Below are 25,527 nucleotides of genomic sequence, written 5' to 3'. Positions count from 1 at the left end.
AACATTTAGCCACGGGAGAAACGGGGGTAGCAACATCGCCCCCGTTTTTACCTAAAAAAAGTACACTCGGCTTTGTTCTCGCAAGAATTCGAATCGGTTGCTTTCTTTATATCAGTTAGCAAGCAATATTTACAGCGGAAATGCCGGGGTATTGAACTGCGAGGAATTCAATTCATGCTAAAAACTATTAAAAAATACGGCATCCAGTTACTGACAGCAAGCTGTCTGATATTGCTGACCAGCTCAGTCTTGCACGCCGACTTCGGACCACTGCCCACGTCTCTGAAAGGCGCGCCGGTTCCTGAAGTACCCGGTTTGTTGGACGGCAATAATCCGATCATCATCGACAAAGCAAGCGCCATCGCTTTGGGTAAAGCTTTATTCTGGGATACCAATGTAGGAAGCGACGGCATCGCTTGCGCCAGCTGCCATTATCATGCCGGCACCGATCGCCGCACTAAAAGTTCGATTTCACCCACCGGCAGAAACAGCGAACTGCCCAAGGAATTTTCACAGGCCCGTGATGGAAGCTTGATGGGGCCTTATACCGAGTTGAGAAAAAACGATTTTCCATTTTTCCAAACCGATGATCCCATGAGCCCCGTAGGTGCTCCGGTCTACATCAACAATGATGTGATTTCATCGGCAGGCACTTTCGGCGGCACCTATCGGGATGCTGAAGCATTCGAGGAAATGAACGATGTGTGTGATCGTAGTGTTGATCCGGTTTTTCATATCGGCTCTATCAGCGCTCGCAAGGTTGAACCGCGTAACACGCCGACAGTGATTAATGCCGTTTTTAATTTCCGCAGCTTCTGGGATGGTCGTGCCAATAATATTTTTAATGGCAGCAGCCCCTGGGGGGATCGTGACCCGAACGCCGGTGTATGGATAAAAAATCCCGATGGATCATTCACCAGGAAGCGGCTCCAGCTGATTAATTCGTCACTTGCGTCCGTTTCCGTCGCACCACCGCTCGATGATTTCGAAATGAGCTGCAAAGGACGGACCTTCCCTGAGCTCGGCCGCAAGTTGTTTTACCGCAGACCGCTGGAACATCAACAAGTCCATTGGAATGACAGCGTACTGGGTGGTTTGGCTCAGAGCACTCCCAATAATCTGCAAAAGGGCCTGAAAGCCCGGTATTACCAAATGATCAAAAAAGCATTTCATCCAAAATACTGGAATGACACGCCTAATGAACGATTTGGTTTCCCGCCCGCATCTTCAGTCAGTCATGCGATCCCTTACAGTCAGACAGAGGCGAATTTCGCCATGTTCTTTGGATTATCGTTGCAGATGTATATGACTACGCTGATTTCCGATGACTCTCCATTCGATCGCAGTGAAGTCGACGAGCATGGTGAGCCGATCGGGTTGAGTGAATCGGCCCAGCGCGGCTTGGATTTCTTTCGCGATGCACATTGCGCGCTTTGCCATATCGGCCCTAACTTCACTGCTTCCGCAGTCATCACCAACAGCATTTTGCAAAAAACCAACCCGCATGCCTTTGGAAACGACCTGTTTCGCATCAGCACCTTGAATGTGTTGACCTATTTGCCCTTGACCAGCGGCATGATGTTTCAGGATACCGGATTTGCCGGCACCGGCGTAACACCGGTGGAAAACGATCCAGGACTGGGTACAACCGATCCTTTCGGCAATCCTCTGTCATTTGCCGATCAATACATCCAATTACTGGCCGGTAACCTATCAGCGTTGGTTGATCCTTTCGTGGTCAATGTACGGCCATGCGATCTTGATACCGCTATTGCAATCGATCGCGACAAGCCGCATCCCTTGCTTTTCACACGATCGGACGGCATACAAAAACAATTTCAAAGCACCGAAGGTTGTTTTAATCCGAGTGGCACTTTTATTCCAACGGTAGCAGCTGCTCAAGCTGAATTGGCGAAACCCAGTCGAAAACGTCTTTTGAGCGCCGCCAAAGGTTCCTATAAAATTCCGTCTCTCAGAAACATCGAATTGACAGGACCTTACATGCACAACGGTGGCATGGCGACACTGGAGCAAGTGTTGGAATTTTACATTCGAGGTGGTAATTTCGTAACGCCACCGAAAGATTTCGGCAAGGTTTTTTCACAACCTGAGTTGCAATTATCCGCACAACACCGCGAAGATTTGCTCAATTTTCTGAAGAGTCTGACAGACGATCGCGTGCGGTATGAAAGAGCACCGTTTGATCATCCGGAGATCAGAATACCGCATGGTCATAGCGGCAATTCGTTCAGCAATCCGATCAGCAGCGCACTGGCTGCGGATGAATGGATGGTCATTCCTGCTGTCGGCGCCGAAGGAAATTCGAGTCCTGTCATGCCTTTCGAACGTTATTTGCACTAACCTCTTCGAATACTGACAGAAATTCCTGGAAAAATATCAATGCCTTTCGATAACCATCGAAAGGCATTGTCTTTCCGGAAACCGGTCTTCATTGAAACGGAATCAATGCAACTTGAAAAACTTGTCGTGAATACGCCGTGTCGTTCGCCATACGACCCATAGCACCACCGGAATCATCAACCCGGTCGCCAGTTCCGGGTGGATTGGCAATCCCGCTGCTTTGCCCGCTTTGGCAACATACAGCAGCAAGCTGATCACATAGTACGAAATCGCTGCAATCGACAAGCCTTCCACAGTACTTTGCAATCCTAGTTGCAACGCTTGCCCGCGTGTCAATTTCTCCAGCAATTGCTGATTTTGTGTTTCCGCCAGAATATCGACGCGCGTACGTAACAACGAGCTGGTGCGTGACACGCGCGCTGACAAATAATTGAGCCGTTTCGCGGTTGCTTCCACCGTGCTGATCGCCGGAGATAACCGCCGCTGCATGAATTCCCCGATGGTCTGCGTGCCGGGTGTAGCCGTCTCGCGTAATTCCGTTATCCGCTGCATCACCAATTTGTAATACGCCTGCGTCGCTGCAAAGCGATAAGCATGTTCAACCGTTGCCCGCTCGATGCGCACGGCCAAAGAAATAAGCGTATCCAGTAATTCCTGATCCGAAGCGCCTTTATTTTCCAGCCGCGCGGTAATTTCGGCTAATCGCTGTTCGGCGCTGGTCAATTCCGGGATGAGACGCTTTGCCACCGGCAAACCGCGTAATGCCATTAACCGATAAGTTTCAATTTCCAGCAGTCGCTGTGAAACACGCCCTGCACGCGTCTCGGATGCATCGGCTGACATAATCACCAAAAAGCGCTCAAATCCGCTGGGGCGCAACATAAAATCCGTCACTGCCAGTGAGTGTTCTTCTCTGCCGATCAGCGAAGCGACTATCGGATTTCCACCAAACCACTGCCGCGATTGCTTGAGCAATTCATGGGGAGCATTCAAATTGCCTTGAACCATCGCAAGTTTCACCGCTGCAAATGTCCGTCCCGGAATATCCGCCAGCCAATCGCGTGGCAACGCCAAACATGACAGCAATTCAGGATCTGTCGCACCCAATTGCGCTTCATCCGGTAAATACTGCACCAATGAATAGCGGGTAAATTCTGTATGACGCTCCCATCGCAACGAATAACCTTGCAATCGCAACCGCAAGAAATTGTTTTGCAATTGTTCGGACAGCAAACCTTGCTGCCCGGGAAGCCGCCGCAGATGCTCGCATTCTTGCTCGCGTGAAATGCCGTCATTGATGACAACCACATAAATAACCAATGCAGGCAACCGGATGCGCTGACTGGGACGGGCATGCACTTCGTTATGCAACAAAATACGCTGCGGATCGTTATCAGGCAACAAATCGATAACATCAGAATCAATCGTTGAATACATATAAGCAATTTGAATGAGATTTGAGGTCTGAATGTAGCAAGGATCCGTTATGCGGTCAAAAAACTGAGTACCTGATCACCGTTATCGATACTCGATCGAATTTTGGATTGCAGCTCTGATGGTGCAATTTTTAAATGAAAACTTCCATATGTATCATTTACTCGGACGCCAGCACTTCAAGGGCGGGTGAGTAGTTTAACTTCAATGCTTGCGCAACCGCTTCATAGGTGATCCGGCCACGATAGACATTCAAGCCGTTGCGCAAATGTACGTCATCCAGCAACGCCTTGCGGTATCCTTTGTTTGCAAGTGCGATTACAAACGGTAATGTGGCATTATTGAGCGCAAATGTCGAAGTGCGCGCCACCGCTCCCGGCATATTGGAAACGCAATAATGCACCACACCGTCGCGGATAAAAATCGGATCGGCCAATGTAGTCGGTCTGGAGGTTGCAAAGCAGCCGCCTTGATCGATCGCGACATCGACCAGCACCGCTCCGCGATTCATGCGGCTGACCAACTCGCGGCTCACCAGCTTGGGTGCCGTCCCTCCGGGCACCAGGACAGCACCGATGACCAAGTCGGCCGTTGAGACATGCTCTTCCAAAGTATCCACCGTGGAAAAAACGGTATTTATTTTCGAACCGTATTGAGAATCCAACTGCTGCAAACGATGAATCGATTTGTCCAATACCGTGACATGCGCTTCCACGCCCATGGCAATCCGTGCGGCATTGGTGCCGACAACGCCGCCGCCAATAACGACGACGCGTGCCGCAGGCACACCGGATACCCCGCCAAGCAACATCCCGCGACCGCCTTGATCCAATTCCAAAGCATGCGCACCCGCTTGAATCGCCATTCTTCCGGCCACCTCGCTCATCGGCGCCAACAATGGTAAACCACCAAAGCGATCGGTCACAGTTTCATAAGCAATCGCAATACAACCCGATTCCATCAATCCGTTGGCTTGTATGGGATCCGGTGCCAAATGCAAATAGGTGAAAAGAATTTGTTCGTCCCGCAGCAAAGGAATCTCGGAAGGTTGCGGTTCTTTCACTTTGACAATTAGCCCGGCCTGCGCGTATATCTCCTGCGGCGTGTCAACCATAACAGCACCGGCCGATCGATATTTGTCATCGCTTAAATCGATCTGTGAACCGGCCTCCTTCTGCACCATGACCTGATGACCATTGGCGACCAATTCGCGAACTGCCGTTGGTGTCAACCCAACCCGGGATTCATGTATTTTAATTTCTTTGGGTACGCCGATCAGCATCCGTCTCTCCCCTGCTATCCGTTAAATAATACCGCCATTGACACCGATACTCTGCCCCGTCATCCAACGCGCCTCATCGCTCGCCAAAAATAAAACAACTTGCGCGATGTCACCGCTTTCTCCAATCCGTCCCAATGCCGCCATCGCCGCCATGCGTTCGATATCCACAGCGGTTTTTCCTGTCCTGAATAATTCGGTATCGACCGGACCCGGTAAAACCGAATTGGCAGTGATGCCACGTTTACCCATTTCACGCGCAAAAATGCGAGTCAACTGTTCCACCGCAGCTTTGGTCGCCGCATATACGCCATACTTCGGCAACATCAGCCGCGTTACAGTACTGGAAATGGTAACGACCCGCCCATGATTCGCGAGTTTTTCGGTAGCTTCACGCAAAGTATAAAAAACGCTTTTGAGATTAATGTCGATAATGCGATCGAATTCATCGTTATGAATTTCCGAGATTTCCTTGAACAACAGAATACCGGCATTATTGATCAGGATATCGATCTGCTGGAAATGCTCGATGGTTTGATCAAAAAGCTGTTTTACGTCATCAGGATTGCTGACATCGGCTCGGATGGCGATACACTCACTGCCGGTAGCTTCAATAATGGCGGTACGGATTTCCTCAGCGGCCAGCTTATCTTTCGCATAATTGATCACCACGGTTGCCCCCGCTTTTGCCAGCGTTAAGGCAATTTCCGCGCCAATTCCCCGCGAAGAACCGGTTACAATCGCAACTTTTCCGAGTAACGGCCGCATGATCAACGTATCAAATTAATGTAAACGATTATTTGGAGTTTCCATAGTTTCTGAGAAAGTTGGCAATCTCGGCATGTTCGCGCTTTTCCGCCCAGCTCAATGCATTATCGCCCTGCTCATTGGTTATTTTGGGATCCGCGCCATGACTGAGCAGAAAAGAAACCGCCTTTAAATGATTGCCCCTGACAGCCATCATCAAAGCCGTCGATCCATTATCCGAAGTGGCATTAATATCGGCGCCACCGCCCAGCAGCACCCGCATGGTATCCAAATGACCTCCGGAAGCAGCATAAATCAATGGGTTCCAACCGCCATGATTAATTTCAGCGCCTCTGATATACAGCAATTTAACCATTTCCGTAAGACCTTGATAGCTTGCCAGCATAATTGCAGTCTCGCCAAAATGATTGCGCAGATCCAGTTGCGTTCCCACCTCGATCAATAATTCAGCCATTTTAAAATTCTTTTCCTGCGCCGCGATCATTAACGGCGTATAGCCTTCCTTGTTTGGAAGGTTCGGATTGGCGCCCTTTTCCAGTAACCGGGAAACTTCGGATAAATTCCCCCTTTCCACCGCCCATATAAAATCTTCTTGAATTCCGGCGGATACATTGTTCGATAGCAAAATAAACAGTACTGCAGCGAATCGTAAGATTGTCTGTAAATTAATTGGGTATGCCATGTTTGGAAAGTTTAAATAAGTTAAAAAAATTGTCAGTCGTCGCATTCGCAATCTCTTCAACGCTTACCGCTCGTATCCGCGCAATTTCTTCCGCCACATGCCGGACGAAAGCCGGTTGGTTTTGCTTGCCGCGGAAAGGCACCGGTGCAAGATAAGGTGAATCGGTTTCAATCAGCATTCTATCCAATGGAATATTCTTAGCAACTTCTTTCAATGCAACGGCATTTTTGAAAGTTACAATCCCGGAAAATGATATGAAAAAATTCATTGCAATGGCTTGCTGCGCGACTTCCCAACTTTCTGTAAAACAATGCATCACTCCACCCACTTGATCCGCGCCTTCCTCTTGCATAATGCGTAACGTATCGGCAGCCGCCGAGCGCGTATGAATGATCAAAGGTTTATTGATTTTACGGGCCGCCCGGATATGTTGGCGAAAGCGCTCGCGCTGCCATTCCAGATCGCCTTGCAAACGAAAATAATCCAACCCTGTTTCCCCGATCGCGATTACTTTCGGGTGCCTGGCTAAATCAGCCAGCTCATCGGCTTGTGGTTCGATTTGATCTTCATAATCAGGATGCACACCCACCGAAGCAAACAAATTGACATGGGTTTCCGCCAGAGTCCGCACACGCGGGAAATCCGGCAAATTGACACTGACACACAGTGCATGGGTAACTTGGTTGTGTTGCATATTCTGTAATAAGGCGTCCAGATCTTTGGCAAGATCCGGGAAATCGAGATGACAATGCGAGTCAATAAACATAATTTTCAGAAATCATTATATTTTTAAAATCAGCGTTTGCCACGTACGGCATCGGCCCAGCAATTAGGCGTTTCATATAAGCGGACTTGTTCGAGTTGCAAATGGTTGCCATATTTGTCGCGGTACGCTCCGTCTAAAATTTCGAAAGCGATTAATGCCAGATTTTCCGCGGTTGGTTGCGCATCCAACACCACCGTTTTATGATCTTCGATTGATTGCAAAAACTGCAGCACTTTGGTATCACGAGAATAAACCAGAAAAGCATGGTCCCAATGATCGACTAACACCGATTTCGCAATTTGTTTTACTTCGGAAAAATCCATCACCATGCCTTGCTGCGCCACGCCTTTGTCAGCGATAATATCGCCGGAGAGTGTAATCTCCATGCGGTAGCGGTGTCCATGCAGGTGTCGGCATTGACTGTTATGTGTAGAAATCCGGTGACCTGCATCAAATTCCAACCGCCGTGTGATTAACATTCGTCCATTTTTTTCGCAATATGAATATGCGGAATTGTAACATTGCAAACAACTTCTAAACTATTGAATACCACTGACCATAGTCGCGATAGCGCCGGGTTGACTTATGTATACCCGGTTATTTCACGGCGCGCCGGTGGTGTTTCGATCGGCATTAACCTGAACCCCAATAACGCTTGCAACTGGCGTTGTGTCTATTGCCAGGTTCCCGATCTGAAGCGAGGCACAGCGCCGTCTATCGACTTGGAAAAATTTGAAGCCGAGTTGCGTTTATTTCTGAGTGATTTGATCCATGGCGATTTTATGGATCGCCATGTACCCCCGGAAGTCAGAAAAATCAGCGATATCGCATTATCCGGAAACGGCGAGCCGACCAGCGCCAGAGAATTTGACCGAATCATCGAACTCATCGGCCATATCAAAAAAGACTTTGCGTTACCGGTTGATCTGAAAACAGTGCTCATCACCAATGGCAGCTTAATTCACCGTGCTAACGTACAAACCGGTTTACGACGAATGGCTGAGATTAATGGCGAAGTTTGGTTTAAATTCGACCGCGCATCGGCCAAAGAAAGACAGCGCATCAATCATACTTCTATGAGTTTAAAGAAAATTCAAGAGCATCTTCGTATCGCGACGGCACATTGCCCTACTTGGTTGCAGACTTGTGTTTTCCAAATCGACGGCATGCCGCCGACGGAAGCGGAGGTATCAAGTTACCTGACGTTCATGCGGCAATTGCTCGACAATCACATACTCATCCAAGGCGTTTTGTTATATGGCCTCGCCAGACCCTCACTGCAACCCGAAGCATCCAGACTCACCCCCGTCGAATCAACCTGGTTTCAAGACTTTGAAGAAAGAATCGGCGCACTGGGTGTAACTGTTAGACCCAATCCATAAATCCAGAAGAATCTCCCTCGTACAACAATCTTCCACTGAATAAAGAGTTTGTAACTTATTTACAACAGTTTATGTTTTCTTGATCTCGATCAAGACTGATATTTTATGTAGTTGATATATATACAGAACTGTTTCATTTTCTTTTGAAATAGCACAATTAACGCCCATAAAATAGCTATTCCTTGCCCATACATCAGAAAGTTATCATTTATAATACATCGATATTTTTTTAAAAAACAACATGATACCGGAGAAATGTTACATATGCCGCAATATCACCCTAATCTAAATAATAGGAGTTTTGTTATGAGTTCATGTCGCATTTTATCGGTTTTAACAGCCTCTCCTGTTGAAACCGAAATGCATTGGATAAAAAACATACAGCATCGAATACTAAACACCGGTTTAATCGTTGCGGTCGCTGCGTGTTTGACTTTCCCAGTCCATGCAACCAGTCCGGCGCCTGCGAGCGCAACTCCCGGCGCGGCACCTGCGACTTCGAGCACTACCGCAGAAAAACCTGCTGACGGTGCTTTCGATATGTCGAAAGTACCTCCGGTTACTGTGCCATCGCGCCCCGGGTTATTTATGTTGCCCCCCGCAGGTCCGGGCTATTACTCCCTATGGGACATGGCAACGGGTAACAAGCGCGAAAAACCGCCTGTAGCGCCTTATGCTCCTTTCGCGTTATTAACAACTCCTTCTTATGACATCGATTTTCGCTATTTGGACACCCCGGATCATGAAAAGGACTTTTTTGATCCGGTCAAAAGAATCAAGTTAAGTAACGATTGGTTGCTATCATTCGGCGGCAGCTTCTGGTATCGCTATACCCATGAAACCGATAGCCGCTTGAATGCAGCCGATCTCAATAATGATTTTCATCTGCTGCGCACTCGTTTTCATGCGGATTTATGGTACCGCGACCGAGTCCGGTTGTTCGCAGAGTTATTGGATGCACGAGCTTTCAGTTCCGAATTGCCGCCGCTTCCTACTGACCGTAATCACGCTGACTTCCTGAACATGTTCACTGACATCAAATTGGCTTCCGTCAATAACGGTCCGGTGTATGCGCGTGTTGGCCGGCAAGAATTAATGTATGGCTCACAACGGCTGATCTCAACACTGGATTGGGTAAATACCCGCCGCACTTTCCAGGGCGTTAAATTTTTCTGGCGCAATCCGCAATGGGATTTGGATGCGTTCTGGGTTCGTCCGATGATTACCGAAAAAAGCAATGTTGACAATTGGGATACGCAACAAAACTTCTTCGGTTTATGGGCGACCAACAAACCTAAACCCGGGCACGCAATTGATCTTTATTTCTTGAGTTTAATCAACGACCGTAACATTTCCGCAGCCAACGTACTGGCAGGAAACATTCTAGGCGCAAATGCCGACACCCATACGATCGGCGGACGTTTAGTCGGTAATTTTGATAATTTGTTATACGAAATTGAAGGTATGTACCAGTTTGGACGCCGTTCGGGACTGGATGTATCCGCGTTTGCAACCGCTACGGGTGTCGGTTACCGCTTTCCGTTACCGATGAATCCACAAGGTTGGATCCGCTATGATTTTGCATCCGGTGATAGTAGTCATACCGATGGCCGCAGCAATACCTTCAACCAACTGTTTCCGTTCGGTCATTACTACATGGGCTACCTGGATCGGGTCGGACGCCAGAACATTCATGATTTTAACGCGCAATTTACCATGCACCCGATGCCATGGATCACATTCATTACGCAATATCATCGCTTTTACTTAGCGAATAAGCGTGACTATCTGTATAACGCAGCCGGTCTGGCAACACTACGGGATGTGACCGGTCAATCCGGCAGTCATGTCGGCGACGAATTGGATTTCCGTCTCAATCTGCACGTCAGCCGTCACCAGGATGTTTTGGTGGGATATTCGAAACTTTGGAGCGGTACCTTCCTCGACCGGCAACGGCCAGGCGCCAATCCGGATTTGTTCTACGTTCAATACAACATTCGTTTCTAAGAATCTTTGCACGAAACAACAACGGCATCCAAATGGATGCCGTTGTTGTTTTCAGAAAGTACTTTGCTTTGTTTGAACGAAATTCCGGTAACCTGAAAGATGCGATACTTTCTGCGAATTAAGCAGCGACTCCTTTAGTCTCTGCTTAATAACTTATCCGGCAAATGTCGCGCCGAGTTTCTCGCGGATTTGCTCGTTCATTCGCCAGCCGAGAATACCCAAACCGGCCAGCAACATTACCCAAGTTTCGGGTTCCGGAACGGGCGTCATCGTAATCGTATCACCGGAAATACTGATATACATATCAGACGAACTAAAGGTAACGCGATAATCGGCATGATCCAGAATCGGACTGACAAAACCGGTAGGAGCCGAAAAATTGTCACCGGCATTAATACCTGCGACAGCTTCGGCAGGATCCAGGCGGAAATCGGCAATCAGAAATTGATAATCACCCGGCGTGTTAACGGTTACGTCATACCAGGGATCACGGCGGAAATGCACCGAACCGTCGACGGATGCTTCACTCAGTAGGTGGGTGGTACGCGTCAAGGGACTGGTTTCGGGTGTATAACCGTTGAAATAATTGCTGGCACCGGTAGTACCGCCGCAATTATTCTCGACGTCGTCACAGCGGAAAATAGCATCGGTCGTTTTAATAGCGCCGGTATCGTGATAAAAATAGGTATCGGCGTCAAGCCAGGTCAACTCCCCATCACCGTTGATATCGCTCGTGAAATAACCTGGAGTGGTCACGTTGTTTTGTGAGGCTTCATACGCGGCGACATCGACGGTAAATGTACCGGTACCCAGTATTTTAAATTTCCAGACATCAAAGGTGGTGCCTTCTGCGAGTTTATGCAGCGTGCTGCCGATGACCAGCGAGCCGGCTGCTTGAGCCGGTACGGTAATAAAACCGAACGCCAATATGGTAGTACCAATCCAACGCATTTGTTTTAACATCATGCTAATTCCTCTAATTTATATTTAAGGAAGGCTGAGGAATCCGGATACGCGATAAGATGCTATGAAACTGCACGAAACACAGCGATCAAGATTTATCAATCCGATATTCGAGGGAGCGCGTACCACGTAAAGAATCGCTCAGCATTCCCTTGTTTACTAATTACACTCAGACACCGGCAACCAATTCACCAATAAGCCTTGATCATGCAATTCGCCATCTTCTTCATGCATGTAATACAGATGATAGTCTGCCGAGGAAACGCCCAGATAGGCTTTCGTGCCCGAATAGTAACGATAACTGTAAATACCTGAAATTTGAGTGGCTGCGCCTGCCGGTGCCAGAGCTTCGGAATATTTGCCTTCCGCCCAATTAAAGAAACAGTTGATCTTTTCCTCAGATAACTCACTGATATAATTATTGACAATTGTGCGTCCGCCAGACAGAACTAAATCCGGATATTCCAGGATCTTGAACTTTTCAAATGGATTGCCTTTTACCGCAATTACATCCGCCGGAGCATCGGGCGTTAAGGTTCCCAACGGAGCCAATCCCAGGTGCTCGCCGGCTTTTGAAGTTGCTGCTTTAATGACATTTACCACATCGGTAAAATCGATTGATTCTCCACTGGTTAAGTGCAACATCGCATGGAGCTCCTCGCCGTTAATTCCCCACGGAACGTTATCGTGTCCAATTTCCGATCCATAGATAAATTTAGCGCCCTTGCTAGCCAAACTCATCGTATTGGAATGAATACCTTTACCAGTAGCGGTATCGACGCAGGAAGCCAGGGTATCGATCGTCGTAACAAAGGTCACTCCCTGGTCTACAGCTCGTTGCAGCAGATCTTCGCTAATCTCGGCACAAGGAATATGTGCGAATTCATCCACCCCGGCATTAAGCGCTCGCTCAAAGCCGGTATTCTCACCGACATGCACGAGAACACGTTTGCCCAATGCATGTGCTTTAGCCACAATGGCATTCGCGATGTCTTGCGATATCATTGGCCAAGGGGTAGCCGGTACCGGACCATCATGCGGTTGCATCCATGGCGCGCCGCTTTCACCTCCCGGTTCCAGTGCGACCTTAATGGCAGTCGCTCCTCCGGTGACAAGATCGGTGACGACTTGCTCGGCTTCGGCCACGGAAGCCACATGAATCCCAATTTGATCCAAACCGCCATCACCACCGCCGAATATGTTCAACGGATAACCTCCGACCGCCTGAATAATCGGGCCGACGCTCAGCAATCGCAAAGTGCCTTGCCCTCCTTCGACCGCCATCAAAGGACCGCCTGTGTCTTGTACCGTTGTAATGCCATGCTTCAGCACTGTGTCTTTATTTACATTTTGAAATGTAATATGCGCATGCGATTCAATAAATCCCGGTAGTATCGTCGAATCACCCAAATCCAATTGATTGGCGCATGAACTGCTTAATTCCGCCAGGGTACCAACCTGCTTAATCTTATTACCTTCGATGAGAACAGCTTTGTTATCTTCGGGAAAGTTGATACCGTCGAATAATCGCGCGGCTGAAAGTATTTGACAAGCCGGAAGACCAGGTACAGATGTAGCCCCGGAATCATCCTCGCCATCATGTCCATGCGCATTGAGGCTGATTCCTGCCGAAAGGATAGTTAAGATCAATACCTTAATTGCAGTTTGAGAAAAAAATTTTTTAATCATTTTAGAAATGTATTTCCTTCGAATATTAATAGTGCTCTTATTGATGTCGCCAAAACTTGTTTCAACAACACAATAAAAATGGATCAAGAAAAATTTCCTGAAGATTTTGCTGACATTTGCAGCAAAAATTCATTATAAAGTTAGGAATTTTCATTGAAAATGCGACAAATTGTCACATCACAATGAAACAAGAAACGCGTGTGATAAATTTTTCCGGATAGCGGGCTTGACAATACAGAAATACATCACGACGATACGTTTTTGACGTTAACGAATGCAGATAAAGCTGCTGATACAGAGAAAATGACCCAGCACATCCTATTTGCTGGGAGATTCAATTTGATTGACCACAATTTGACCGCCGGAGATCACAAGATCCGGATATTCAAAACGCTTCATAGTTTGCAATGGATTCCCCTTGAAAACGATGAGATCGGCGGGAGCGCCCGGCTGCAGAGTACCCAGCAACGGTATGCCTAAATGCCGCCCAGCTTTGGAAGTTGCGGCGCGTACCGCATCCAGTGGATCCATTTTGGCAGCTTGCATCATGTACATAAGTTCCTGCGCGTTGATACCCCAGGGAACATCCGGGTGCGCAATTTCGGAACCATATAAAAGCTCGCCGCCCAATGCCGCCCAAGCGGTTGCATTTTGGACGATACCCGGACATTTTGATAGCGTATCGATGGTGCTGATTATTGTTACTTGCTGCGCAATTGCTTGCTTTAAGAGCGCCTCCGGAATCAACTCGCAAGGCATATGCGCCCACTCGTCGACACCTGTATTTAACGCAATTTGTACCCCGGCAGGTTCGGCCACATGCGCCGACACCTTACGTTTCTGTTGATGAGCTTCATCGACAATCGCCTTTACAACCGTTTCGGATAAGACCGGCCAAGTTGCTTTCTGATGCGAATGTTGCATTGCATGATGATTCGCGTCGTCGTGTTTTAAGTGATGCGATCCGTGATGTGCGGGGTCGTGATGATGAGATGTCCAGGGTGCACCAGTTTCCCCGCCGGGTTCGAGGGCGATTTTAATGACAACAGCGCCCTCACCAACCAAGCGTTTCACCGTCGCGCGCGCTTCCTTTTCGTCAACCACTGCAACGGCAATATTTTCAGAGCCCATGGTTACGATCGGGTATCCGCCAGACGCCGTAATAATCGGACCGGATGTGAGTACCCGCAAGCTGCCCGCACCACCGAAAGGTAAATGAACCGGCCCTCCCAAATCACGGATTGTGGTAATACCATGACGCAAAACAACTTCGGGCGAAACGTTCTGACAAGTCAAGTGCGCATGCAGCTCGATAAAACCTGGAAAAATAGTCGCATCACCTAAATCCATCACAGTCATTTCAGTCTCTGCGATCGTCTGTCCGCGAGGTTGAATCTTCGCAACCACACCATCTTTGATAATTATGGACATATCGGTTTTGATGCTATCGCCGTCAAAAACACGCGCGGCATGCAACAATAGAGGAGCTGCTTTATCTTGTGCAAGAACCGGCGCAGAGAAAAATGACAAGACCATTAGAAAAAGATTGCATACGATTGGAGTCGAAATTTTATTAAGGATAGATAGCTGCATAAAATTCACCTGGTTTGGAGTTTTGAGATCGTTCTATTGATTTTAAAATGCTGACTAACAATACCCGGGCTCAACAGACCCTGTTAATGCACAAAGGACAGCCATTAGAAAAAAACTGCCCCAAGCTGATTCCACCAGTTCTTCAACCTTGGAATCCGTTTTATAGCAACACCCCCAGAAAATGGCGGAATTTCTATCGCCTTGATCCATCATAGAATTCATATCTGCCTGGAGAATTGTGAAATAGTGACTGCGCATAACTGCACTAACTTGGCGATGTGAAAATAGCCGCAAAGATTCGCCGTCCGGAACAATATTTGCCAGTGACAGCATTGCCAGCGCAGCAATCACCGATGCGGACGGATCATAGCCCGGTGATGATTCATCAAGCCGGTTAGGCGCCAGCGGGTCCGGTCTGGAAGTTATCCAATACTCGCACGCGTTTCTCGCAAGCGTGACATAAGGCTCTCCCCACAACGCCGCTGACCGGCTCAACCCCAGCATCGCCCACGCCTGTCCGCGTGACCACTGACCGGCTTGCCCGACCGGCTCAAAACCCCGGCCATCAAAATGCGCTGTGGCATGGACCGCACCGCTATCGCGGTAACACGCTGCGAGCATTGTTTCGGTATGCCGTTGCACCATAAAACGATGAAGACTTTGTTCGCTATTGCCCAAAAGCTGAACCATCGAGGCAAAGCTATCAATCGTCACCACTTGGTTGCCACGCTTGCCGCCTCCCATGGCCGTACCGAGTGGAAAACAATTAAGCTTAGGATCGAAACTATGCGTAATCGCAATCAACGATTGTTGCGTCAGTTGCTGTGCAAGCGCATCTCGAAACCACAACGCACCCAAGGCTGCCCCGTACCAAAAAATCAAACTGCGGTAACCCGAATCAACCGTAGTCTTTGCAACCAATTGTTGCGCAATCTCGGATGCTCTGCGTTGATCACGGACTGAATCGGTTACCTTCGCTCTCAGCCACCAGCAAGCGCTCCAAAATCCACCAGCCCACGAACCGCCTTGTGACACCGTCCATGCATTGCTATTTCCAGGAGAAAACAGTGGAAATTCACTACCACATTGCTTATCGACCGCATCCATGCGGCAAAATAGCGATTCGATTGCACCAATCATCTCTTGAACGCTAACCAGTTGTTCGCCGGTTGTATAAACTGCCGACATACGTACTCTCCCTAAAAGATCATATTAAAATCAACAAGAAAATTATTCGCATCGCTTTTCCCCGGATAGATGTTTTTCATCACGCCACTCCCGAATGCGTGCCCATAATAAAGACGCGCGGTAAATTGCTTGCTATACGTATAGGTCAATGCAATGTCCACCAATTGACCGATATTGCTGGCCCCGCCCGATGAGTTACCCGAATAACCGAACGGGCCTTTGTTCAAAGCAGCTCCCAGGCCGCCATACAGCAAATCGCTGGAGTTGCCCAGAGACAGTTGATGCACATTGATATTTGCCTGTAATTTGGGAGTGAGCGAAGTAATGACCTCGACAAATGCGTCTTGGATATTCATCAGGTTATAAAATGGAAACTTGGCATAGAGCCGGCCGCTCGGCACCCCGGAGAAATAAGTTTGATGGGTGCCATCGTGCGGATCGCTATCGCCCGAACTGCGGTAATAGACGGCTCGCAGCCATGGCCTCAGTGGCAACTGCGTCCATTGATAACCTGCTTCAGCCGCAACAGCCCAGGCACGGTGCGATTGGGAAGTCCAATGGCCGAACTGGTAAGCCGCCCACAACAAAGCATCGAAACTGCCGGGACCCACGGTATGCAGCGACAGCAAGTTTGCTCCAATGGTATGAATATCCAATCTTTGCTGATTAAGAAACGGCCTTGCACCGGAAGAGCGATTATCGACCACTTGCGTATCGCGTTGATCGTTGTAATTCATGTAAAACAAGCGGCCTTCGGTTCCAGGTAGCCACGCATCTTTTTTACCGGTCAGCGCAGCAAAAACAATATTAATATCATTTATCTGCTGCTGTCCCTGAACCGTAAGATTACCTTGCGTCGGTCGTATGCCGCTGACAGTCAAATTGACGGTTGGTTGATCATAAACGACTGAGAAACCGTCGAATGTCCGTCCGATATAAATTGCATTAAAACCGCCCAATAGCCGCTTCGCAATGCGCCGGCGTTTCAACGCATCGAATTTCTCCATACCGCTGGTGGTCTCCATGCCATCCGTCAGTTCGAAACGTCCGACTTTGACTGATGTACCCGGCACCCCCATCGCATGCAATTTGAAATTCATATAGCCCTGTTTCAGAAACACATTACTTGCATCGGTTGTTTGATTCGTTTGAAAATAAGCAGCACCCAACCCCAACGGTCTGCCGCCCGGCACGATAGCGTCATTTGGTAAACCGTATAAACCAACATATTGCCCTTGCGCAAAACCATCCACATAGGATGATGTAAACAATGCACCCAGTCTGGCGCGCAGCACCCATAAATCGTAAGAACTATCGACAGCCGCTTCCGGACGAAAGAAATTCCATACTTCATAACTGCTCATCCATTCACCATTGATCCGCAGATGCTGGTTGATATACCCCAAAGGCTTGGGATCATTGCTTGCCTTGGCGATAGCAGCCATGGAAAATACCGGTATCGCCAAACAAAGCAATGCTGTTTGGATAGTTCTTGCAATCGAAGTAAAGCTAATTTCTTTTCTGAAAATCGTTTGATTAATAACCATAAATTAATTTAAATAATTATTATTTAATCTATATTCCGTAAAATAACTTTGTAACCATCAATGAAACTCATCCCATCCAAAGACGGTACCGCGATTGCTTGCTGGCAAGGCGGCACCGGCGATCCGCTGTTATTGATTCATGGAACAACCGGCGATCACACCACGTGGACATCGTCACTCGCGCTACTGCAACAGCATTTCACCGTATGGAGCTTGGACCGGCGTGGCCGGGGTCATAGTGGCGATAGTCACAGCTATGCTTTTGCACGCGAATGCGAAGATATCGCCGCGGTCATCGACGCCATTGGAAACCGCGTTAATGTAGCGGGCCATTCATTTGGCGGATTGTGCGCACTTGAGGCTGCGCTGCTGACTTCCAACGTCGGCAAGCTGATTCTTTATGAACCTTCAATCACACTGACAGGCAGCGGCTGGTCCGCGGAATTGGAACATCACTTGCAAGTTCTATGGGATCAGAATGCATGGGAAGAATCGCTGTTATTATTTTTTTGTGATTTGCTTAAAACACCGCAACACGAAATTACCGCTCTACGAGCCAGTGCCAATTGGGCTCCAAGAGTAGCCGCCGCTCATACCATCTTGCGCGAATTGCAAAGCATTGACCGTTACGTTTTTGCGCCACAAAGATTCCAAGGTCTAAAAATCCCCATTCTGCTCATGATCGGCGGAGATAGTCATGAACGACGCTTCAAAACAGCCGATTTACTGCAGCAATGCTTGGTCCATAGCCAGCGCGCCATCTTGCCAGGACAACAACACAGCGCCATGCGCAACGCACCTGAATTATTTGCAAGAACCATCATTGAATTTCTTGATCACCCGTAACAATTCAGCAAAGAATTACCGCATAACGATCCGGCTTTTTTGTCGTCGCGCATTGGCAAGCAGTAACGTCATCGTGCACGCGATAATCAAAACACCGATCATCACCCCCCAGCCAAACCGGGGATTGCCGAAATAATTGGAGATCATTCCATATAATGGCGGTCCCAATGCAAAACCCGAAAAAAACGCTACAGATACATAACTTGAAGACGTCGTAACCGCACCAAATCCAGCGTCTCTAATCAACATGCTCATAGCGATCGCATTGGTAGCGACTGCTGTAAATCCCATGCCAACAGCACCTATCCACAAGCGCCAATGGCTATGAGAGTCCGTTTGCTGCATTAGAATCATGGTGCAAGCCGCGACAGCAATGAGTGCAAAGAGCAGCAAGGATTCATCTTTGAGCTTTGCGCCGATGGGCGTCAATAAGATTCTGGACAACATACCCATAACACCGAAAGCAGCGATCAACGTATCCGCCCATAGCAGCTCCATGCCATGCTGCGTTGCAAATGTCGGCAAGAAGGTAACAAATGCGGACAATGAAATCGCGACACAAAACTGGATCGCCATTAACCATCCCAATAGCGCATTAGGCCGCGTGAATGATTCACTATTATTGGCAATGACGTGTTGCCGGGGAATCATAAAAACCGTTACAAGCAAAAATAAAAGAGCAACCGGCACAATGACAGCAAACGCTGTACGCCAGCCAAACTGTAACGCGATGGCGGGCAATGCCAATCCGGCAATAAGTGCCGCAAGCTGTACGCCGGATTGTTTCAATCCCACCACCCAAGCTTTCTTCTGTGGTGAAATTTGCTGTGCAATGAGCGAATTGGTCACCGGATTCGACAACGCTTGCGCAATACCGCACATCGCAGCGGCGAGCAACAAACTATAAAAATCCACCGCAACGGCAATGACAGAGAAAGCCATCGCAACCGCACAAAAGAGTATCAGTAACGCTTGACGCGAACCGTAACAATCGACCGTTCGGCCGGCATACAGCGACAATACCGCTGCCAGTCCGAATGAACTCATGATCAAGTAACCGAGAGACGTAGCTTCAAATCCCAGATCCGAGCTCAATAACAAACCCAATGTGCTGGTCGCATACAAAATAAGCATCGGCAACGTCATCGCAAAAACTAGCAGAAATTGCAATGCAACATCCGTCACCGTTGTCGTTTTGTTTGAAGCAATTAGCATAATTGGTAGTAAAAGTGTTCACACACTATGAAAAATCGAATCATCACTGTTTTATCAATCAAAGGAATAAACCGTTTCTCGTTGATAAAAATTGATTAATCGACGCCCAACCGAACTGATTAATGATTCATCGTTGCCATCGAGAATACGGGATGAGCGGGCGATCCGGCTAATGCCAAACAATGGTGTTAAATCGCTGAGACCCTCCGCACCATACAGTTGAATCGCAGAATCAGAAGTCGTGCATAACGCACGAGAAGCTGCCAATTTCGCAATATTGATAGCGATATCATCCGGCGCTTGAGCATCAACGCTGCGCGCGGCGACTCGAATCAGTTCACGCGCGCTGGCAATCGCGTGGTAAGCATTGACCATATGCTGCCGCACCAATTGCTTGTCAGCCAGTCTGCTGAATTTACCGCGAGCCGAATGAATGCGGGCACCCATCAAATCCAAGCAGCGCTGCGCCAAGCCGATCCAATTCATGGCCCGCAGCACACGCCCCAAACTCAGTCGCTTGTTCATCAACTCAATGCCATTGCCGCAAATACCCAGCAAATATTCTTCCGGTACTTGTATGTCGGTCAGTGAAACTTCTCCTTGTCCATACAAATGCCCCATCAGTGTTAATTGACGCTCAATTTTAAATCCGGCTATATCAGTGGGTACAACAATCATCGAAAGCGCATGATGAATCGGCATGTCCGCACTTCCGGTACGCGCCAGTACCGTCATGAAAGTCGCGCGATCAGCATTGGAAATAAACCATTTTCTGCCATCGATACGCCACTTGCCTTTCGACAAACTGGCAGTCGTCGAGATCAGACTCGGGATCGAACCGCTATGGCCGGGTTCGGTCATGCCATAGCAAGGTATCGCCGTACCGTTGACCATCGGTTCGAGAAAATGCCGGCGAATTGTCTCATTACCGAATTGCAGCAACATATGGGCATCCAGTGCTGTGTGGCTGCCAAAAATATCTTGGGAAAACTCCGTTCGTCCTTCTTGTTCCGCAACGATCAAATAATCTTCGAGTGAAGCGATTTTCCCGCTATGCGACAACGGGTAAAACAAATTACACAGTCCGGCGAGTCTCGCCGATTGCGTCAATTCCATTTGTAATCCCATCGAGCCCTGATCCCGCAGTGCTAACTTGGATTCATTGGGGATAATCTTTTCGTCAACGAATGCCCTCACTTTTCCCGCCAATGCTTTCGCTGCGCTTGTATGGTTTGTTTTCTGCCAATGTTCGACCATTAATGTGCCCTCTGCATTAATGAAACCGCTTTGTTCACAACAGCCGGGGTCGCAGTAAATTGCGCACTTTCCAAATCCGCAGCCAAGCGTCTTTTGTCAACCTTTCCAGCCGGCCCGAGCGGTAATTGCCGTAGGTATCGGAGATATTCCGGCAGCTTGTTTTTTTCCAGTCCCTGATCCAGTAAGTAACGTGTGAATTGCACCAACGATGGCCGTTCGACACCATCACGCATCACCAGACAAAGACAAACCCGCTGACCGAGATCCCGATCGGCAACCGGTACGCATACGGCGCTGATCACGGATGGATGCGATGCAGCAATATTTTCAATTTGAGCCGGGCTAATATTAACGCCGCCACGGATGATGATTTCCTTTTTCCTTCCGGTTAGTATGAGATAGCCTGCTTCATCGAGATAGCCAAGATCACCGGTATAAACCCAACCATTCTCGTCGCGATAGAGTGCATCCAATTCCGGGTTATTAACATACTGCATCGGAGTAATCGGTCCCCTGGCGACAATCTCGCCGATACGGCCGTGCGGCATTTCGCATTTGTGTTCATCGACAATCCTGATTGAACACACGTCAGGGTTAGGCCGGCCGGTTTTGTGCAAAATCGTTTCCAAGCTATCACTCAGTGTCGTGTGGCAATTCACCCCATCAGCCGAACCGTACAAACTGATAAAACCGCATTGAAATGCCTCGGTACATCGGCGAATCGATGCCTCATCGATCTTTGCACCGCCGCTGACGATAGCGATTAAACTGGATTTATTCGTATGTGTCAGCTCAGGATCCGCTGCAATGCGCTGAAACATCGTGGGCACTCCGAAAACATGTGTCGGATGCAACTCACCGATCGCGCGGATAGTGGTACTGACATTAAATTGCGCCAACGCCAGTACCGTACCTCCAAGCCAAGACAAAACCCCAAATGTCGCGGTCGAACCAAAAGCGGTTCCTAATGGCATCAAATACAAACCGCGAAAACTGTCACCATCCGGATGAACACGTTGCAGAAAACGACCGCGCCCTCCTGCTAATGCGTGATGCGAATAAGCGATCCATTTCGGATCCGATTCGGTACCTGACGATATCAATAATCGTACCGGCCAGCCGGGATCCACATCCGGCAAATGATTGGAAGCGATCGGTTTTGATTGGTAAAGCGACTCCAGAGAATGCCAACCACTACGCGTTTCACCATTCACGACAAGAATTCTTAGTGACAATAAGTTAGGACGTAGCGATTCGATCATCTCGCACACGTCCATTTGCACAAATTTCGAATCGACGATAATAACCCGCGCATCGCAGCGGCTTAGCAGTGATTGCGTATCAAGGCGCCCGCGGCCGGGCGGGAAAGGCGCGACAATCGCTCCCAGTGCAGCAGCCGCCAGATCAATCGCACAATGATGCCAACTATTGGACAGTTGATATGCGATCACATCTCCGGCAACGATACCCAACGAGCGGAAACTGGCAGCCAAGCACGCAACCCGATACTGCAATTGTTCATAGCTAATCGTCTGTTCCAAAGAAACGACTGCCTGTTTGTCCGGATGTATCTGAACTTTTTCACAAAAAAGCTGATACAAAGATTTATTGGGATATATACCGCTCTTGATCCACTGATTCCGCACCTCGACCGGAACCAGATCCAATATTCCAGAATGATTCATTGAAAACTCCATGGAGAAGTCACTTGCGTGTAAGACCCTCGATTAAGCAAGGGTCGCAACTGAGGACAATCATAAAGATCAGCGAGATCTTCAATTACAACTGCAGCGGGAATCCCCGCTTGCTGAAACAGTTTTACCCATTCTTGCGCGCTATTTGTGAGCAGTATCTCATCCAACCGCTGCATAATATCGATCTGTCCATCATCAATAATCTGAAACAATCGCTGCAACGCCGCTTCGTCACAACACTCGATTGCCAGCATTCCTTGTTTGGTTGCATATATATTGTTAAATCGGCTTACGGCTGGAACATTGGTCTCGAAGAAATGATATTGATGCTGAAAATCTTCGCTGCATAATAGTGTGGCCGCGCTCAATAGCGATGATGTGACTTTGCCACCGGTATGGTTCAGATAACGATTGAGTAAGGCGATGGTTATTCCTTGGGCTGCAACAACGCCACCTAGCAGATCCAATACAGTAAATAGCGTTCCCCCACGGATGCCGCATGCTTGCGATATTTTGTGCGCGACACCGGAATGGGCTTGCACCATAAAATCGGTGCCCGGTATTGCATTGAGCCTAAAGGATGAATCGCCATCATTTGACCAGCCGGCCGCATAGGCATAGACCAAAGCCGGATTGACATCCGCCAGATCGGCAGCATCCAGTTTCAACTGCGCGGCTTTATGAGGCGCCCAATTGTGCAAGAAAACATCCGCGTTCTTTGCTAATTCCATCACCTCAGCGCGACCGGCAGCGGATTTAATATCAATCTCACGAATGGTCTTAAACCGATTCAATGCATCGAATCTCACCGAACATCCGTCCGATAGCGGTGGCATACCGCGTAATGGATCGCCCCCCGGTGGTTCGATACGAATAACTTCGGCTCCTAGTAACGCCAGTAAATGACCGGCCAGCGGGCCTTGAATGCGGCGGCAAGACTCGATGACCGTCAATCCGCTCAGAGGCAATCCATGATTGTTATTGTTGCGAAACGAAGCTGTCGCAGCTGTAGTCAATTCGAATGCCCAAGGGCCATTCAACCATTCGCATTTAAGCTGCTCATCGGTAACTCTGTCGCTCATCGTTTGCACAGGACAAATCGATAACCCCGTTTGCGAACATAATGCCGCAATATCTTGGTACGTCACGTGTGTGAGCGCATGAAATAGTTCATCAGGCAACGGTGCAATCGCTTTGGCGTAACGGAGTAAAAAGGCGGTCCAGCCTTTACCAGCCAACGTTGCACTGATGCCCAACCGGGTCCAAAACTTCAGCCATGGTTCGGCATTCAAAGTTTCCAACTCAAAAACCACATCATCCGAAGAAATAAAGGGCGGCGCAGGAATTCGATTTTTAGCCGCGGCCGGTAAATTTTCATCCGTTGTATTAACTGTCGCATCCGCTAAATATTGAGAAACACTCAGTAACGCCGCCGAAACCATAGAAATCCGCACATCGGCATGCGGCAAGCCGCGCAATTGACCAAGTGCGGCGGCGGTCGCACCCTGCAATGCTAATGCGGCCGTCAGGGTTGATACATAATTGAGACCAAGTGATTGTATTTTTCCGGAAGCTCGCCCATGAACCGACATCAGTCCGCATGCAGCCTGGATGATATTTTCACTCGCGACATTATTCGATTCGCTTGCTTGATCCCAAGCAGTCACTTCGCAAACAACCGGAGTCGTCACAGGAGTTTCCAGTACAAATGAAAAACCCGATTCATCAATTCCGTCATGCGCATCTTTGATTTTCATCCCTATCGTACTGGTCTGATAAAACAAAGAAAAAATTGCCGCCGAGAAATTTGAAGCCGGATTTTCCCATGGCCCGGTAATCACGCAATTCTGTAAAGAATGATTCATGGGTGCGTTATATGCATATTCATTAATTGAACGGCACTGTTTAACCACCGGCCACTGCGGGTAGTATTGTCATCACATCGCCCTCTTGTAAGGATGTGGCAAGCCCTTCCTGGAATCGGATGTCATTATCGTTAACATAGATGTTGATAAAACGATGCGCATTTCCTTCCGACACCAGTTTCGCTTTAATACCGGGATATTGCTGCTCCATCCGATCAATCACTTCGGAAACCTTGAAACCATCAATATGAATATGTTTTTGCTGATTTGTCAGCGGCCTTAATATCGTTGGGATTATGACTTTAATCGGCATCTCTGCTCCTGTAGAAAAAACTTACGTAACTAACGATGGATGGATTGCTTGATCGGCGACGGCATGGAAATGAAAGTTCAGATTTCTTCGATTCTTTGCGCGAGCAATGCTTTTGCATTGAACTCGAAGAAATCTGAAGGGAGAGCCATACAAAACACTTTGATTATTCATTCCGGAAACTTTCCAGAAATTTCGCCGGAAGCCTTTGAAGTCGATCGCTTATTTATGCAACCATTTGCAATTCCAGTTCCGGCTGGTATTGATGCACGATGCGGATCCGTTCTTCGATCACCATTTGATCGATAATGCGAAAGCTGCGCACTTCTTCGTTGAGAGAAGCCGTCGGAATAATCACATAATGCGCTTGCGGCTCGGTCGCAAGTTCCGCATCGGCACGGCTCGGATAAGCTTGGCTGCTGGTATGCGAATGGTAGATGACAATCGGCTCTTCGCCGCGAGCATCCATCTCTTTCCAGACCAGCAATTGTTGCTGCGGATCAAACCTGAAAAAGTTTTCCGACTGTGCGATATTCTTCATAGGAATCAAGCGCAGCGGTAAGTTGTATCCTGCAGGTCCTGCAATAACGCCGCAGGTTTCGATCGGATGGTCGCTCATCGCTTGCGAAATCATGGCTTCCACCAACTTGTGATGTATCGTTAACATAATTGCTAGTCTCC

Annotated in this window: 21 protein-coding genes; 4 read left to right on the top strand and 17 right to left on the bottom strand. The window is 48.4% G+C overall.

Going from position 1 to position 25,527, the window contains the following annotated elements; genetic code table 11:
* Positions 1–174 precede the first annotated feature (174 nt).
* A complete protein-coding gene (locus KF839_RS03325) occupies positions 175–2,361 on the top strand; it encodes a cytochrome-c peroxidase (RefSeq protein WP_292916408.1) in 2,187 nt (728 codons plus the stop codon).
* 102 nt (positions 2,362–2,463) lie between these two features.
* Here KF839_RS03325 and KF839_RS03320 read toward each other — a convergent pair whose 3' ends face one another.
* From KF839_RS03320 to queD, 6 genes are all read right to left on the bottom strand, one after another.
* Positions 2,464–3,798, bottom strand: a complete 1,335-nt coding sequence (locus KF839_RS03320; protein ID WP_292916407.1) for a DUF3422 family protein — start codon at positions 3,796–3,798, stop codon at positions 2,464–2,466.
* A 157-nt stretch (positions 3,799–3,955) separates the two neighbouring features.
* Positions 3,956–5,077 (bottom strand): alanine dehydrogenase, encoded by a 1,122-nt coding sequence (gene ald, locus KF839_RS03315; RefSeq protein ID WP_292916406.1) that lies wholly within the window; start codon positions 5,075–5,077, stop codon positions 3,956–3,958.
* A gap of 21 nt (positions 5,078–5,098) precedes the next feature.
* Positions 5,099–5,842: an SDR family oxidoreductase gene (locus KF839_RS03310; protein WP_292916405.1), complete on the bottom strand. Its 744-nt coding sequence runs from the start codon at positions 5,840–5,842 to the stop codon at positions 5,099–5,101.
* A 28-nt stretch (positions 5,843–5,870) separates the two neighbouring features.
* Positions 5,871–6,524 (bottom strand): ankyrin repeat domain-containing protein, encoded by a 654-nt coding sequence (locus KF839_RS03305; protein WP_292916404.1) that lies wholly within the window; start codon positions 6,522–6,524, stop codon positions 5,871–5,873.
* On the bottom strand, positions 6,508–7,290 hold the full coding sequence (locus KF839_RS03300; protein ID WP_292916403.1) for a TatD family hydrolase: 783 nt from the start codon (positions 7,288–7,290) through the stop codon (positions 6,508–6,510). The genes KF839_RS03305 and KF839_RS03300 overlap by 17 nt, the downstream gene beginning before the upstream one ends.
* Positions 7,291–7,319: 29 nt before the next feature.
* Complete coding sequence (gene queD, locus KF839_RS03295; RefSeq protein ID WP_292916402.1) at positions 7,320–7,769, bottom strand: 6-carboxytetrahydropterin synthase QueD; 450 nt, start codon at positions 7,767–7,769, stop codon at positions 7,320–7,322.
* Between the two features lie 42 nt (positions 7,770–7,811).
* Here queD and KF839_RS03290 point away from each other — a divergent pair, with 42 nt between their 5' ends.
* Entirely contained in the window at positions 7,812–8,672 is an 861-nt protein-coding gene (locus KF839_RS03290; protein WP_292916401.1) for a radical SAM protein, read from the top strand.
* A gap of 306 nt (positions 8,673–8,978) precedes the next feature.
* Entirely contained in the window at positions 8,979–10,679 is a 1,701-nt protein-coding gene (locus KF839_RS03285; RefSeq protein ID WP_292916400.1) for an alginate export family protein, read from the top strand.
* A 153-nt stretch (positions 10,680–10,832) separates the two neighbouring features.
* Here the strand turns inward: KF839_RS03285 and KF839_RS03280 are convergent, their stop codons facing one another.
* The 5 genes from KF839_RS03280 to KF839_RS03260 form a co-directional block, all read right to left on the bottom strand.
* Positions 10,833–11,645: a PEP-CTERM sorting domain-containing protein gene (locus KF839_RS03280; RefSeq protein WP_292916399.1), complete on the bottom strand. Its 813-nt coding sequence runs from the start codon at positions 11,643–11,645 to the stop codon at positions 10,833–10,835.
* 156 nt (positions 11,646–11,801) lie between these two features.
* Entirely contained in the window at positions 11,802–13,331 is a 1,530-nt protein-coding gene (locus KF839_RS03275) for an amidohydrolase family protein (RefSeq protein ID WP_292916398.1), read from the bottom strand.
* 318 nt (positions 13,332–13,649) lie between these two features.
* On the bottom strand, positions 13,650–14,924 hold the full coding sequence (locus KF839_RS03270; protein ID WP_292916397.1) for an amidohydrolase family protein: 1,275 nt from the start codon (positions 14,922–14,924) through the stop codon (positions 13,650–13,652).
* Between the two features lie 54 nt (positions 14,925–14,978).
* Positions 14,979–16,112 carry a glucuronyl hydrolase gene (locus KF839_RS03265; protein WP_292916396.1) on the bottom strand — a complete coding sequence of 378 codons (1,134 nt, stop codon included), beginning with the start codon at positions 16,110–16,112 and terminating at the stop codon, positions 14,979–14,981.
* Positions 16,113–16,123: 11 nt separating this feature from the next.
* The gene (locus KF839_RS03260) at positions 16,124–17,659 is read right to left on the bottom strand and encodes an alginate export family protein (protein WP_292916395.1); all 1,536 of its coding nucleotides are present in this window, start codon (positions 17,657–17,659) and stop codon (positions 16,124–16,126) included.
* Positions 17,660–17,719: 60 nt separating this feature from the next.
* Between KF839_RS03260 and KF839_RS03255 the strand changes: the two genes are divergently transcribed.
* Entirely contained in the window at positions 17,720–18,505 is a 786-nt protein-coding gene (locus KF839_RS03255; RefSeq protein ID WP_292916394.1) for an alpha/beta fold hydrolase, read from the top strand.
* A 15-nt stretch (positions 18,506–18,520) separates the two neighbouring features.
* Here KF839_RS03255 and KF839_RS03250 read toward each other — a convergent pair whose 3' ends face one another.
* The 6 genes from KF839_RS03250 to KF839_RS03225 all read right to left on the bottom strand — a co-directional run bounded on the left by KF839_RS03250 (position 18,521) and on the right by KF839_RS03225 (position 25,513).
* On the bottom strand, positions 18,521–19,690 hold the full coding sequence (locus KF839_RS03250; protein WP_292916393.1) for an MFS transporter: 1,170 nt from the start codon (positions 19,688–19,690) through the stop codon (positions 18,521–18,523).
* A gap of 84 nt (positions 19,691–19,774) precedes the next feature.
* A complete protein-coding gene (locus tag KF839_RS03245; RefSeq protein ID WP_292916392.1) occupies positions 19,775–20,977 on the bottom strand; it encodes an acyl-CoA dehydrogenase family protein in 1,203 nt (400 codons plus the stop codon).
* Entirely contained in the window at positions 20,977–22,662 is a 1,686-nt protein-coding gene (locus KF839_RS03240; protein WP_292916391.1) for a class I adenylate-forming enzyme family protein, read from the bottom strand. The genes KF839_RS03245 and KF839_RS03240 overlap by 1 nt, the downstream gene beginning before the upstream one ends.
* A complete protein-coding gene (locus KF839_RS03235) occupies positions 22,659–24,536 on the bottom strand; it encodes a CoA transferase (RefSeq protein WP_292916390.1) in 1,878 nt (625 codons plus the stop codon). The genes KF839_RS03240 and KF839_RS03235 overlap by 4 nt, the downstream gene beginning before the upstream one ends.
* Positions 24,537–24,576: 40 nt before the next feature.
* The gene (locus KF839_RS03230; protein ID WP_292916389.1) at positions 24,577–24,849 is read right to left on the bottom strand and encodes a MoaD family protein; all 273 of its coding nucleotides are present in this window, start codon (positions 24,847–24,849) and stop codon (positions 24,577–24,579) included.
* Positions 24,850–25,072: 223 nt separating this feature from the next.
* Complete coding sequence (locus KF839_RS03225) at positions 25,073–25,513, bottom strand: M67 family metallopeptidase (protein ID WP_292916388.1); 441 nt, start codon at positions 25,511–25,513, stop codon at positions 25,073–25,075.
* Positions 25,514–25,527: the final 14 nt, after the last annotated feature.

This window comes from Nitrosomonas sp. (genome assembly GCF_019635155.1).
Taxonomy (GTDB): Bacteria; Pseudomonadota; Gammaproteobacteria; order Burkholderiales; family Nitrosomonadaceae; genus Nitrosomonas.
Note: the sequence above shows the minus strand (reverse complement) of the source record. Positions and strands in the feature narration are given on the sequence as shown.

Coding starts and splice junctions, on each gene's coding strand:
- KF839_RS03280 (WP_292916399.1), bottom strand. CDS start 11,645: ATGATGTTAAAACAAATGCGTTGGATTGGTACTACCATATTGGCGTTC.
- KF839_RS03275 (WP_292916398.1), bottom strand. CDS start 13,331: ATGATTAAAAAATTTTTTTCTCAAACTGCAATTAAGGTATTGATCTTA.
- KF839_RS03265 (WP_292916396.1), bottom strand. CDS start 16,112: ATGTCGGCAGTTTATACAACCGGCGAACAACTGGTTAGCGTTCAAGAG.
- KF839_RS03325 (WP_292916408.1), top strand. CDS start 175: ATGCTAAAAACTATTAAAAAATACGGCATCCAGTTACTGACAGCAAGC.
- queD (WP_292916402.1), bottom strand. CDS start 7,769: ATGTTAATCACACGGCGGTTGGAATTTGATGCAGGTCACCGGATTTCT.
- ald (WP_292916406.1), bottom strand. CDS start 5,077: ATGCTGATCGGCGTACCCAAAGAAATTAAAATACATGAATCCCGGGTT.
- KF839_RS03260 (WP_292916395.1), bottom strand. CDS start 17,659: ATGGTTATTAATCAAACGATTTTCAGAAAAGAAATTAGCTTTACTTCG.
- KF839_RS03305 (WP_292916404.1), bottom strand. CDS start 6,524: ATGGCATACCCAATTAATTTACAGACAATCTTACGATTCGCTGCAGTA.
- KF839_RS03285 (WP_292916400.1), top strand. CDS start 8,979: ATGAGTTCATGTCGCATTTTATCGGTTTTAACAGCCTCTCCTGTTGAA.
- KF839_RS03300 (WP_292916403.1), bottom strand. CDS start 7,290: ATGTTTATTGACTCGCATTGTCATCTCGATTTCCCGGATCTTGCCAAA.
- KF839_RS03230 (WP_292916389.1), bottom strand. CDS start 24,849: ATGCCGATTAAAGTCATAATCCCAACGATATTAAGGCCGCTGACAAAT.
- KF839_RS03320 (WP_292916407.1), bottom strand. CDS start 3,798: ATGTATTCAACGATTGATTCTGATGTTATCGATTTGTTGCCTGATAAC.
- KF839_RS03235 (WP_292916390.1), bottom strand. CDS start 24,536: ATGAATCATTCTTTACAGAATTGCGTGATTACCGGGCCATGGGAAAAT.
- KF839_RS03240 (WP_292916391.1), bottom strand. CDS start 22,662: ATGAATCATTCTGGAATATTGGATCTGGTTCCGGTCGAGGTGCGGAAT.
- KF839_RS03310 (WP_292916405.1), bottom strand. CDS start 5,842: ATGCGGCCGTTACTCGGAAAAGTTGCGATTGTAACCGGTTCTTCGCGG.
- KF839_RS03270 (WP_292916397.1), bottom strand. CDS start 14,924: ATGCAGCTATCTATCCTTAATAAAATTTCGACTCCAATCGTATGCAAT.
- KF839_RS03225 (WP_292916388.1), bottom strand. CDS start 25,513: ATGTTAACGATACATCACAAGTTGGTGGAAGCCATGATTTCGCAAGCG.
- KF839_RS03255 (WP_292916394.1), top strand. CDS start 17,720: ATGAAACTCATCCCATCCAAAGACGGTACCGCGATTGCTTGCTGGCAA.
- KF839_RS03245 (WP_292916392.1), bottom strand. CDS start 20,977: ATGGTCGAACATTGGCAGAAAACAAACCATACAAGCGCAGCGAAAGCA.